We start from the raw sequence: 12455 nt of genomic DNA, 5'->3' as shown, positions 1-12455 counted from the left end.
CGCCTTACCAGGTGTTCTGCTCGTCGTAGGCCTTGTCGCCGAACACGCCGCGGACCAGCGTGGCCCAGTTGTCGGCGTTGTCCTTGTTGATGATGACCGGCCCGGTCAGGATGTCCGACTGCGGCGCATAGCCGAACTCCTTGTTCCAGTAGAGCCATTCCATCGGCGCATAGCCCTGCAGCCAGAAGCCCTGGCTGTTGGTCGCGAGAAGATGGCCGGCGCGAACGCCCTCGATAGAAACCGGCCCTTCGTCGACGGTCAGCACTGTCACGCCCTTGCCATCAACGTCGGGGTCGAGACCCATGTCCTTGGCGACGCCCCAAGCCCAGGGCGATGACCAGCCGGCAACGGTGAAGATGTAGTTCGTGTCGGTATTGGCCTGCAGGAACGACTGCAACGTGTTGCGGGCAGTCGCGGGCTCCGCGCCGATGAAGAGCTCATCGACCTTGGCGCCCGCCTTTTCCATCGCGTCCCTCATCCCGGCACACCGGGCCTTGAGACCCTGGTGGGCGGAGTCGTGGCTGGCGCAAACGACACGCGTCGGCTTCGAGATCTCACCAGCCTCGACCTTGGCGAGCGCGTATTCGCCGAGCTTCTTACCAGTCAGATATTCGTCGCCGCCGACATAGGTCAGGTAGGGAATGCGCTCGCCGTCGGGACGCGCATCCGGAATGTTGAAGGCAACCACCGGAATACCGGCGTCGATCGCCTTGCGCAGCGGACCCTCGAAAGCATCGGAACTCACGATCGGAACGGCGATGCCGTCAGGACCGGTCGAGATTGCCTGCTCGAGAAGACGGACATGCTCCTGGACCGAGTAGTTGTTGGTCGAGATGTACTCGGTCTTGACGTTCGGATACTTCTTCTCGAACTCCTCCATCGACTTCGTCAGCCAGCCCATGTTCGGGTCGTTGGATCCGATATGGGAAACCATCACGAAGCGGTATTGCTTCTGGTCCTGGGCGACCGCCACGCTGCTGAGCGCAGTGGCGGCCAAAAGGGTGGTGGCAAGCACCTTACACGTAAGGTTCATTTGATTCTCCTCCGCTAGCTCCTCCATGAGCAACGGTATTATTTGGATTGAAATCGCATCACTCAAGGACATCAATGGTACATTTGTGATGTGATTTGCCTCATTAACCGTCGAGCAACACGGAAGGACGCAGACGCCTTTCATGATAAGGCTTTACAGGCGCTGTGGCGGTAGCGGATGATGTAATAGACATCACGATCGGAGGCAGAAAATGACGATTCGAAGGGCGTCGGGAACTTGGAAGGGGCCAACCGTCCGCGAAATCGCGGCGCTCGCGAATGTGGGGCCTGCCACGGTCGATCGCGTCCTCAACAACCGCCACGGCGTTCGGGAAAAGACGCGGCAGCGCGTGCTTGGCGCGCTCGACAAGCTGTCGCAGGAACGGTCGGAAATCGAGTCGCCGCTTTCGGTGCGCCTGTTTTGCGAATCCGGCGAGACCTTCAATGCCGCGATGGCCGCGGCGACCGCCGAGGTCAACCGGTCGGTTCCCGGCGCCTCGATCGAGGCGCACTACGTGACGACGAGCCAGCTTGAGCCCAGCGCATTCGGCCGTCGGATCGAACACGACGGAAGCGAAGCCGACGGCGTCGTCGTCGTGGCGCGGGAACATCCGGCGATCAATCGGGCAATCCGCAAACTGCGCTCGGTCGGGATGCCCGTCGTCTGCCTCACGACGGACCTGCCGAGTTCTCGCCGGAGCACCTATGTCGGCAACGATCAGTACGCGGCGGGAAGCGTCGCTGCCCTGCTGATCGGGAACGGTTTGCCGAAGGAGCGAAACAACATCCTGATCGTGATGAGCGTGCCGTTTCGATGCCAGCAAGAGCGGGAGATGGGTTTCCGCAGGGTTCTGCGCTCGGATTTCCCCTACCTAAAGATCGAGGAAAGGGTAATTTCGGACGACAGGCCGGAGACCACATGCGAGCAGCTCATCCGTTTCTTTGAGTCCAACGATCATCCCGCCGCCATCTACAACGTCGCGGGCGCGAACCGCGGCGTGGCCAAGGCGCTTGAAACCGTTGGAAAAGCCGGCGAAACGGTCTTTGTGGGGCACGAACTGACGAACAACTCCCGCGCGCTGTTGGAGTCAGGCGTGATGGACTACGTTATCTCGCACGACTTCGCCGGTGAGCTGACGGCCGCCGTCAGGTGGATACGCGACAACCTCAACGGATCGACGGCCGAACCGCCTCACTCCCAGATTCTGGTGCACACGCGTTATAATTGCGGGCTCTGAGCGTCGGTGCGAGCGGGAATGGGACGCAAGTGCCCCGGATTCGGATCATGCGGGGCGATGTCCTAGCCGATCTTCTGGGCCGAGACCTGGACCGGCGTGTGTCGGAGCGCGCGTTCTCTCGCGATGCCGCTTCCATCGCGGCGAGCTCGATCTTTCGCCGCTGCGCTATGTTCTCGGGCGTATCGGTTCACCACGGCGGTGGCCTGGCGAGCATCCAGAATTCCGCGCGGGATAGGAGCATGACCAGCCTTGGCCATCATACGTCCTGCGAGTGCGCTTCCTTCCTGATGCTTGTGGCCTGTTCACCCAGACCACGTTTTATCATCAGATTGAAGCGCATCACCTCAAACACCGTTCTCGATAGACGTAAGGCAAAGCCGAATACCCCATCTAAACATAGATGCAAAAGCCAGATGACCAGAGCCTCCCACTAATCAGGCCGCCAGTCGTCTCAAAAGTCCGCTGAGGGATACGCAACTCCATGACACACTAATATATTAATAGCGCAATGCAGTTGATTTGAGTTAGGTGGGGAGCGCTGGAAGGAAAATCATGCATAACCTGGAAAGCTCGAAACTCAATCGCTCGCAGCCCGCAGTCCCACAGATCGCCTCCGATCTTCGAGGACGCATATTGTCGCTTGAGCTCAAGCCAAACGCCCCACACATCCAAACAAGCAAAAACCGGTGCCTACAGGAAATACGTTGGCCAGATCGATGTATATTTTATAGCTGCCAACGTGGTTGTCGTTGGGGATACCGGTTAACTCAGAGGGAACATGTCCAATGAACATCAAAGCTATCTGTCTCGGCGTAACATTTGCTCTTTCCATTTTTGGTAGTTAGGCGTCGGCCGGCGCACTGGATGAGCCGGACACCATGGAGCCATTCTTCACCGATTCCAGCATGAAAACAATGAAGCCCATGGAGGAATTCAAGGCCGTCTTCTTTGCCATGCCGGCTGAAAAGCAGGCACAAATGAAGGGTGAATGCGCAGGTCAAGTTCAGCAGCCGTACACGGACTTCTGCGCGAATGTAAACACGCTCGGAGGTCACAACTAAGACAGTGTTCGAGCCACCTGAACAAAGGTGCGGCGGAGAAAATCGGCACAATCGCATACAGCAAACAAATGCACCGAGATGGGCAACCATCTCGTTGCTAACTAGGTTGAAGACGGCGACTGTTTTGATGATTCTTCGGTGTCGCTGGCGGCGGAAGGGCGGGTTTCGTCCCGCTTGAGGGAAGGTGTCGCGCCTGCGGTGCGGTCCGCGTCGCCGGCGCCGATCAGGACGATGTCAGGATTTTCCGATAGGACGGTGCTCATGCGTGCGGCTCCTCTTTCCGCGGGGGCGAAGGCGCGCAGGGCAATAGCTCCGCCAGCAACGCAGGCATGCCATCTGCGGCTCCGAAGGCGGGTCGACTGCGGAATGGCAGCTTGTTAGTTTTCTCTCCCAAAAGGCGACACTCTGCTCCCGACCCAAACCGGTCATCACCCGTGGCCTCCGCCGCGGACGTGATCGCATTGATGTTGGCAATCGCTTCGGCATTGCCAACACAATGCAAGGGCGAAGCTGGGTCGGTATAGACCTTCTGGACATCGATCACGAGGATTGCGCGCGCCATGCCAATTCCTTCTAGTAGCCTGGGGCCATTTCGCCTCTGCGGGGGCGATGCCTGTTAGAACCCCAGTGCAATGCCGTCTTTTCTCGCTTCCGATGCACCGGTCAGGGTGCCGTTTTCCCAGTCGATGCGGATAGCCTGAGCGCCACCGAGCGGATCTTCCGCTGGAGAGAAGGTGAAGCCGCGCCGTTCGAGCTCTGCTTTGGTCGAGCCATCAATCGTGTGCTCTGCCTCTACTGCGGTTCCGTGGGAGGTCGGCATCACGCGCGGCAAATCGATCGCCTCTTGGAGGTCCATTCCGTAGTCGAGGACCTTGGAGATCGCATGCGCATGGCCGAGGGCCTGATAGTAGCCGCCCATCACACCGAACGGCATCTCCACCCTGCCGTTACGCGTCACCATGCCGGGGATGATGGTATGAAGCGGCCGTTTCGATGGCCCGATCCTGTTGGGGTGGCCAGGTTTGAGCGAGAAACTCTGGCCGCGATTGTGCAGGATTATGCCGGAACGCGGTGCAACGAGGCCGCTGCCAAAACTGTCGAAGATCGAGTTGATGAAACTCACAGCGTTCCGATCGCGGTCGACCACGGAAATGTAGACGGTGTCGCGATGACGCGGCATATCGAAAGACGGCAGGTCGACCAGCGCTTGGCGTAGATCGATCATCGCCGCAAGTCGGTCGGCCAGTGCGTCCGACAGCAGTTCGTCCACCGGCACGTCCGACTTGTCCGGATCGGCTAGCCATGCGTCGCGCGCGGCATAGGCAAGGCGTGTCGCCTCGATCTCGATATGCAGCCGGTCGGGAGATTGTGGATCCCCCTTGGCTTCGAAGCGGCTCAGGATGTTGAGGATCAGGAGAGCGATGATGCCCTGGCCGTTCGGTGGACATTCATGGATCGTGTATCCGCGAAAATCGGTGGTGACCGGTGTGACATATTCTCCGCGCGCACTCGCGAAGTCTTCCATCGTGTGGAGCCCGCCGAGCGAGTTTAGATAGGACACCATGTCCTCGGCGACCGGCCCCTCGTAGAATGCGCCGCGTCCCTCGGCAGCAATACGCTTTAGCGTATCCGCCAGCTCCGGCTGACGGTGAACCTCGCCGATCTTTGGCGCCCGTCCGCCTGGAAGAAAGATTCGGGCGGCCGTCGCGTCGGCCGCGAGCAGTTCTTGTTCAAGGGCCCAGTCGCGGTGAACGCGGGGGGCGATCGCGTAACCCTCCTCGGCGAACTGTATCGCGGGCGCGAGCACGTCGGCAAAGGGGAGGTGGCCGTGATCGGCGTGTAGGCGTGTCCACGCGTCGATCGCCCCGGGAATCGTTACCGCCGCGGGCGACTGGCGTGGCACCTCCGTCAGTCCTCGCTGATTGAACCAGTCGGCAGTGAGAGCCGCCGGCGTGCGGCCGGATCCGTTATAGGCGATGACCTTGTCGGAGCCATTGGGCGCGTAGAGCGCGAAACAGTCGCCGCCGATGCCTGTCGAACCGGGCTCCACGACGCACTGCACCGCGCAAGCGGCAATGGCGGCGTCCATGGCATTGCCGCCTGCCTCCATGATCTGCAGTGCCGTGAGGGTTGCGGAAGGGTGCGAGGTCGCCGCCATGGCATGGCGCGACACGGCAACGGATCGCGTCGGCTTTTCGAAGTTGCGCATTTTCCTTCCCTCTCCGCGTAATTGCCGCAAGGCACGCCTCAGGCCCGCGCCCGGTAGGGTGTGAGCCAGATTTCAAGCGCGTTCAGCGCCGAGATGATTGTGAAATTGATCGCAAGGTAGATGGCACCCGCAGCCACGAAGACCTCGACGGCACGATAGGTTTGCGAGATCAGCCCCTGGGCGATGCCGGTGACCTCCATCAGCGTGATGATCGATGCAAGCGACGTACCCTTGATCATGAGGATGATCTCGTTGCTGTAGCTCGGGATCGCTTGGCGCAGGGCCAGAGGCAGCACGACCAGGCGCAGCGTGAGAGCCCGCGACATCCCGAAGGCGGTGGCCGCTTCAACCAGACCGTGCGGCACGCCCTTGATCGCCCCCCGCAGGATCTCGCTGCCATAGGCTGCGGTGTTGAGGCTGAGCGCAATGATGGCGCACCAGTAGGGCTCGCGGAACAGCCACCAGAGACCCATGTCCTGGAGCGACGGACGGAACTGGCCGAGGCCGTAATAGATGAGAAAAATCTGCACGAGCAGCGGTGTTCCGCGAAAGACCGCGACGAAGGTCCGGATGGGCCAACTTACGAACCGGTGATTTCCTTGTTGGGCGAGTGCGAGTAGCAACGCCATGACGAAGCCGATGCTGATCGAGGCCGCTGCAAGCTGCACGGTCATCGGCAGGCCGGACAAGAGAGTGGGGATGATCTCGAGAAAGAAGGCGAAGTCTATCATGCGTGGACCATGCCCCGCCACGCTCGGGCCTCGCTGTAACGGAAAAACAAGCCGGTCACGGCGGCGATCACGAAATAGAGCGCGCCCGCCGCGATGTAGAAGACGAAGGGTTCTCTGGTCGATCCGGCACCGATCTGTCCCTGTCGCATCAGTTCGACGAGACCGATCACCGAAATCAATGCTGAATCCTTGAGTACCAGCTGCCAGACATTGCCGAGTCCCGGAAGAGCGTGACGCATCAACTGCGGCACAATGACGAGACGCAGCGATTGAAGGCTGGATAGACCAAGCGCCATGCACGCGTCGAACTGGCCGCGATCGACCGCCTGGTAGGCGCCGCGATACACCTCGGCCTGATAGGCGCCGGAAATGATTCCGATCGCCAGGACGCCCGTCGCAAACGCCGGCAGTCCGATGAAGCCGGTGCTGCCGAGGAATTTGCCGATCTGCGTCAGAGCGATGCTACCACCGTAATAGAGCAGATAAATCGTGAGAAGATCGGGTATCCCCCGGAACACCACGCCGTAGGCGTTGGCGAGCCAGGATCGGATGCTTCTGGACGAGAGCCGTCCGGCGGCAGCCAGTGCCCCGAAAGCGGCACCAAGAAGGAAGCCGAAGACGGACAGTGATAGCGTCACGCCCGAAGCGAGAAGCAGAGCGGCGCCCCAGCCGCCATGTCCGAAGCCCAAGATATGCGCGACATCCATCATATGAAGCCAAGCCCTCAGCGCGTCGCCCGATGCGACCGGCCAATGTCCGACCGCATCGGGCGGGTCCGCCCGCGCTTACTTGACCGGCGTCACATCCGTCTTCACCCATTTCTCAGAAATGCGCTTGATGGTGCCGTCGGCGATGGCCGCATCGATGGCGGCGTTCAGCATCTCCTTGAGCTCGGTGTCTTCCTTGCGCAGGCCCGCGCCGGTTCCGAGGCCGAACAGGCCGCCGACGAAGCCGGGGCCTGCGAGCGTGAAACTGGAGAATTCCGGCTTTGCCAGTGTTGCGGCAAGCGCCGTCTGCTGAGTGAATATTGCATCGATGCGGCCTGCCGCCAGGTCGAGGTCATGCTGCTCCGTCGTCTTGTATTCCCTGATTTCCACCGTGTCGGCGAAGTATTTCTTGACGAATTCGAGATTGATGGTGGCTGCCTGGACACCGACCACCTTGCCCTTGAGCAGATGCTTCAGCTTCTCGATCGCGGCGGCGGACGTTGCCTCGTCCTCCACTTTGAACTTCTCGGTCGAACCACCCTGTTTGCCGAGTTCGCTGTCTTTTGCCACCGCGAAGCCCGATGGGTCGACAGCATAGGGTTGGGTGAAGTCGATGGTTTCAAGCCGCTTCGGCGTGATGAACATGCTGGCCATGATCACATCAAACTTGCCGACCTTCAGCGAGGGGATGAGACCCTCCCAGTCCTGTGCGATGATTGTGCACTGAACCTTCATCCGGGTACAAAGATCGTTGGCGAGTTCGACTTCAAGGCCGTCGAGTTTGCCGTCGGCAGTCGTGAAATTCCAGGGAGCATAAGCGCCCTCGGTGGCAATGGTGATGGCCTTCGGAGCTTCCTGCGCGAGCGTGGTCCCGGCGAAGCCAAGCATGCTGAATGCTGCCGTGATTGCGGCCCAATGTCGAATTTTCATGTGCTTTCCCCTTTTCGTAGGCTGATCTAGCTGTTCCCGCGGCCTGCAACCGGTCTCACTGCCGGTTCGAGGCTATTTTCGTCCGGCTGGCGTTCGTCACCGACTCGGAGTCACGAACTCGGCAAGCATCGGCGCCGTGCCGAGAATATGATCCTGCATCATCTGCTCCGCATGACCGGCATCGCCCGAGCGCAACGCGGCGATCACCGCCGCATGTTCTTCTCGCGCGGAAAGCGGCTTATCGACGTCATCGAACCAGATGCGCATGTAGGGTTCGATCACCGCGTGCAGTGCTGAGATCTGGTGGATGAGTTTCGGCCTTTGGCTGAGCGCACAGATGCGGCCGTGAAACTCCTGATGGCGGACCACCCAGTCGCTGCTGCCGCTCTTGCCCGCGCGCTCCATGCGATCGAGCAGGCGATCGAGTTCGTCGAGCTCATCCTCGTCGATACGCGGCATCGCCAGTCTAACGGCGAGGCCTTCGAGAACGGAACGCATCTCGAAGGTCTCGTAGAGCTCGTCAACCGTGAGGCCCGCGACTACACATCCCCGATTGGGGCGCAGGACAACGAGCCCGTCAGAGGCCAAGCGGCGAAATGCTTCCCGCACCGGCATCCGGCTCATGCCGATCTCGGCGGCTATGTCCTCGGGGATGAGCCGCTCGCCCGGCTTGTAGCGACCGAGACGAAGCGCCCGCTGTATATGGCGGTATGCCTCCTCCTCTGCGGTGGCGGATGTTCGTGGCGGCTCTGCGGAAAAGGCTGCGGGCATGTGGCGCCAAAAACATTTTTGTATCCACGTATCCAATCACTGTCTGGATCCAGGGTCAATACCTCGACGGGCGGTCAGAAAAGATCCTGTAAGCATCTAATTACGGAGCACTCGCACCGATCCGTTTGCGACCTGCCCTCTCATCGGTAGTCAGGTTTGACATGATCTCGACAAACGCTCGGACGGTTCTTCCAATCCTCCGTCGTGGCGATCTGAAACTTCGAGACCGTGGCGTGCGGGCCCAGATTTCGCCCCACGCGTATCGCCACGAATTTGCCGTCCAGCGCATTTGGTGCAATTTGCATTCATGAAGATATCCGGTTCTGATCTCCACTTGTTTCGTGTCTTTGAAAGCGTGGTTCGCAATGGCGGCATATCTGCAGCGCAGATGGAGCTTTCGCTCAGCCAGCCAACGATCTCCAACCATTTGACCGCGCTTGAGCGACGGCTTGGCGTGAAATTATGCGAACGGGGGCGTCGCGGTTTTTCGCTCACCGAAGAGGGGCGCCGGGTTTACGAAATAGGGACAGAAATCACCCAGATGCTGGACGCCAACTCTGCCCGGCTTTCGTGCCTGAGAAGCGCCTTGGCGGGAAAGGTCAGCGTCGGTATTGTCGACTGCATGGCGACCGATCCAAATTTTCGGCTTTCTGACGCAATTGCCGAGCTTTCCGAAACCGCACCGGAAATCGAACTAAATCTCAAGATCATGCGGCCTAACGATATAACGAAGGCGGTAGCTGAAAACGAGATAGATATCGGAATAGGCGGTTCCGATATCAAAGTTGCAAGCCTGAGATACGAGATTATCTACCGGGAAGAACATGCTGTCTTTTGCGGGTCGGCGCATCCGTTGTTTCACCGAAAGCAAGAGACGATTACCCGCGCCGAATGCCACGGCTACCCGTGGGTTCACAGAGGTTACTGGTACGGTATGCGACGCCAGCGTTTCGACAACCTGGCCGCCAACCGCGTGACATTTGATATTGAGGCGCAGCTTTTGATGGTTCTGTCCGGCGCCTACTTGGGAGTCCTGCCTATACACTTTGCAGGCTTGTTCGAACAGCAGGGGCGTCTGCGCCGACTTGCCATAGCCGATGAGGCCTATTTCGCCGACATTGAGGTCGCCACACGCGCTGGCGAACAGGCGGCAAACGTTGCCTATGTCCGCGACGCGATTACCAAGGCACACCGGATACATTTGTAAAGATCAATGTATCGGTTTTCTGAATGTTATTCTTATCAAGCCGGCAGAGCGGTAGGCTCTGGCATCGCTGGGAGAAGCTCAGGGCAAAATGCGCCTGCCGACTTCCCCGCTCAATCTGCAGCAGCGACCTGGCCGACTTCCCGCGGCGAGTGTTCTGATGTTGACCTCGGGGGTACAGAATGAGCACCGATGCTCTGCTTCTTCGCAATCTTCCCAATTTTTCGCTGGAAGCGGCAAGGCTGGTGGTCGCGCGTCGTTACGGGATTGAGGGGTCATACAAGCAACTGGCTTCCGAGCGCGATCTATCGTGGCGTATCGAGGGCGTCGCTGGTCGAAACGTCGTCGTCAAGATATCGAATGCAAGCGAGCCTGCAGGCGTCGTCGATATGCAGGTCAAGGCGCTCCACCATATCTTTGAGCGGGATCCGGCTCTTCCCGTGCCCCGCGTCGTCCCTTCCCGCGCGGGCGCTGCCTATGAATGGATCGAGCACGGGCTCGGCGCACGACATATGATCCGTGTGCTGACTTTTCTTTCGGGGGAAGTCATGGAGCAGGTTGAGGGAGCGTTTTCCGCCGAGGCCCGCTACAATATCGGCGCGATGGTGGGGCGGCTTGCCCATGCGCTCAGGGACTTCTTCCACCCTTATGCCTGCAGCAATGTGCATCTCTGGGACATTTCGCGCGCCTTGGCCGTGCGCCCGCAGATAGAAAAGATTTCTGACGCAAAGCGTCGGCAGTTGTGCGGGGAAATTTTCGACCGCGCCGAGCGGTTTACCCTTCCTCAATTGCTGAAGACGCGCCGGCAACTCGTGCATCAGGATTCCCATGGCGGCAACATCCTGGTCGATCCCCGGAATAGTACCTTGCCGGTGGGTATCATCGACTTCGGCGATATGGGCTATAATTCGATTGTCGCCGACATTGTCACTGCTTCCGAAACATTCTCAAGATATGATGACGATCCGATCGCTTACCTTTGCGACGTTACGTCGGGCTTCGATTCGACGTACCCGCTCGAAGAAAATGAGATTGATCTCATTTTCGATGCGATGCTCCTGCGTCTCGCGATGGCCACTGTCATCCTGGAAGCGAGAGAAGCCACGGATGAATCCGGGATCCGCCACATCCAGGACGCCAGTCACTATCCTCGAATGATGACGTTGCTGAGCGGTCAGGGGCGCGCGCAGGCGGTCCGCAGGCTTCGTCAGGCGTGCCGGTTTCCGGTCTATGGCGCTATGGGCAACGATGGCGAGCGCCTCGCGGATGACTATGACTTGCTCAGGCATGAGCGAGAAGCCCACCTGGGACCGATATGGCATTTTTACAAGAAGCCGCTGCACATCACACGCGCTGACGGCGCCTGGATGTATGCCGCCGATGGCACCGCCTATCTGGATGTTTACAACAACGTCCCCCAGATTGGTCATTGCCATCCGCATGTGGCGAAAGCGATCTACCGCCAGGCCAGCGCGCTGAACACCAATACGCGCTACATGTGCGACGTGACCGTCGAGTACGCAGCGCGTCTGACTGCCGACCTGCCCGATCACCTTGACAACTGCATCTTCGTCAACTCGGGCAGCGAAGCCAACGACCTGGCGATGCAGATAGCCATGTCGCTCAGCAAACATGATGGCGGCTTGATCATCGATCAGGCCTACCATGGATGCACCGAACTCACGACGGCGCTCTCCAATGAAAGCTGGCGTCATCTTCCTGCAGAAGAGCATCCCAAACAGATTGAAGCCTTGATGGCACCGGATATGTACAGGGGGCCTTACGCCAGCGACCCGCAAGCCGCTGAAAGGTACGCAGCCGACGCCGACAGGGCGATAGCCACCTTGAGTGAAAGAGGCCACAGGCCCGCAGCATTCATGGTAGACACCGCCCTGTGCTCGAGCGGGGTTTTGCAGGCGCCTGAAAACTATTTCAACCTCGTTGCGCAGAAGGTTCGCTCCGCGGGCGGCTTCGTCATTGCGGACGAGGTACAGGCCGGCTGCGGCCGCATGGGGACATTCTGGGGGTTCAGGGCAAATGGGCTAAAGGACGACAATGTCGACTTCATAACGATGGGCAAACCGGTCGGAAACGGCCACCCTCTCGGCGTTGTTATTCTCAGCTCGGCCCTGATGAAGCGGTTTCTCAATGGCACATATCCGCTTCTGTTCAGCACCTTTGGCGGCAATACCGTCGCATGCGCGGCCGGTATGGCCGTACTTGATGTCATCGAGCGAGAAAACCTAATCGATCGGAGCGCCGTCATCGGAGATTATCTCCGGCAGGAGCTCCGGCGTCTGGCTGAACGGCACGCCATTATCGGCGACATACGCGGACTGGGAATGATGACCGGCGTGGAACTTGTGACTGATCGTCTCACAAAGGAACCGGCAGTGAAACAAATCCATCGACTTGTCGAGGACATGCTTGCCAGGAACATCCTTATAGGGAAGGGGACGTCCAATACTCTCAAGCTGCGTCCGCCGCTGATCTGGTCGCGAAACGAAGTCGACATTTTCATCAGCGCTTTTGACGGCAGCTTGAGCATGTGACCTGGTTGACCTGCCGCCGT

12 protein-coding genes are annotated in these 12455 nt (G+C 59.4%); 4 read left to right on the top strand and 8 right to left on the bottom strand.

Features of this window, described 5'->3' with window-relative positions; translation table 11 throughout:
- Positions 1 to 4: 4 nt before the first annotated feature.
- Positions 5 to 1033 (bottom strand): sugar ABC transporter substrate-binding protein, encoded by a 1029-nt coding sequence (locus CIT31_RS24450; protein WP_095520793.1) that lies wholly within the window; start codon positions 1031 to 1033, stop codon positions 5 to 7.
- A 211-nt stretch (positions 1034 to 1244) separates the two neighbouring features.
- On the opposite strand from CIT31_RS24450, the gene CIT31_RS24445 reads away from it, so the two are divergent.
- Positions 1245 to 2270 (top strand): LacI family DNA-binding transcriptional regulator, encoded by a 1026-nt coding sequence (locus CIT31_RS24445; protein ID WP_095520710.1) that lies wholly within the window; start codon positions 1245 to 1247, stop codon positions 2268 to 2270.
- A gap of 878 nt (positions 2271 to 3148) precedes the next feature.
- Positions 3149 to 3331, top strand: a complete 183-nt coding sequence (locus tag CIT31_RS24440) for a hypothetical protein (RefSeq protein ID WP_342586951.1) — start codon at positions 3149 to 3151, stop codon at positions 3329 to 3331.
- 101 nt (positions 3332 to 3432) lie between these two features.
- On the opposite strand, the gene CIT31_RS34400 is transcribed toward CIT31_RS24440, so the two are convergent.
- From CIT31_RS34400 to CIT31_RS24410, 7 genes are all read right to left on the bottom strand, one after another.
- On the bottom strand, positions 3433 to 3594 hold the full coding sequence (locus tag CIT31_RS34400) for a hypothetical protein (protein WP_165778543.1): 162 nt from the start codon (positions 3592 to 3594) through the stop codon (positions 3433 to 3435).
- Positions 3591 to 3893, bottom strand: coding sequence for a cysteine hydrolase family protein (locus CIT31_RS34685; RefSeq protein ID WP_206073408.1), 303 nt, complete (start codon positions 3891 to 3893; stop codon positions 3591 to 3593). Before CIT31_RS34685 ends, CIT31_RS34400 begins: the two co-directional genes overlap by 4 nt.
- 54 nt (positions 3894 to 3947) lie before the next feature.
- Entirely contained in the window at positions 3948 to 5540 is a 1593-nt protein-coding gene (ggt, locus tag CIT31_RS24430; RefSeq protein WP_095520709.1) for a gamma-glutamyltransferase, read from the bottom strand.
- 38 nt (positions 5541 to 5578) lie between these two features.
- Positions 5579 to 6271: an ABC transporter permease gene (locus CIT31_RS24425; RefSeq protein ID WP_095520708.1), complete on the bottom strand. Its 693-nt coding sequence runs from the start codon at positions 6269 to 6271 to the stop codon at positions 5579 to 5581.
- Complete coding sequence (locus tag CIT31_RS24420) at positions 6268 to 6981, bottom strand: ABC transporter permease (RefSeq protein WP_095520707.1); 714 nt, start codon at positions 6979 to 6981, stop codon at positions 6268 to 6270. Before CIT31_RS24420 ends, CIT31_RS24425 begins: the two co-directional genes overlap by 4 nt.
- Positions 6982 to 7056: 75 nt before the next feature.
- Positions 7057 to 7908, bottom strand: a complete 852-nt coding sequence (locus tag CIT31_RS24415; RefSeq protein ID WP_095520706.1) for a transporter substrate-binding domain-containing protein — start codon at positions 7906 to 7908, stop codon at positions 7057 to 7059.
- A 96-nt stretch (positions 7909 to 8004) separates the two neighbouring features.
- Positions 8005 to 8679: a GntR family transcriptional regulator gene (locus CIT31_RS24410; protein ID WP_095520705.1), complete on the bottom strand. Its 675-nt coding sequence runs from the start codon at positions 8677 to 8679 to the stop codon at positions 8005 to 8007.
- A 307-nt stretch (positions 8680 to 8986) separates the two neighbouring features.
- Between CIT31_RS24410 and CIT31_RS24405 the strand changes: the two genes are divergently transcribed.
- Both CIT31_RS24405 and CIT31_RS24400 read left to right on the top strand, forming a co-directional pair.
- Positions 8987 to 9886, top strand: a complete 900-nt coding sequence (locus CIT31_RS24405) for a LysR family transcriptional regulator (RefSeq protein WP_095520704.1) — start codon at positions 8987 to 8989, stop codon at positions 9884 to 9886.
- Between the two features lie 179 nt (positions 9887 to 10065).
- Complete coding sequence (locus CIT31_RS24400; RefSeq protein WP_095520703.1) at positions 10066 to 12435, top strand: aminotransferase class III-fold pyridoxal phosphate-dependent enzyme; 2370 nt, start codon at positions 10066 to 10068, stop codon at positions 12433 to 12435.
- Positions 12436 to 12455 lie beyond the last annotated feature (20 nt).

The sequence above is a fragment of the Mesorhizobium wenxiniae genome (genome assembly GCF_002284535.1).
Classification (GTDB): domain Bacteria; phylum Pseudomonadota; class Alphaproteobacteria; order Rhizobiales; family Rhizobiaceae; genus Mesorhizobium; species Mesorhizobium wenxiniae.
The sequence above is the reverse complement of the archived record's forward strand: the minus strand, read 5'-3'. Positions and strand labels throughout refer to the sequence as shown.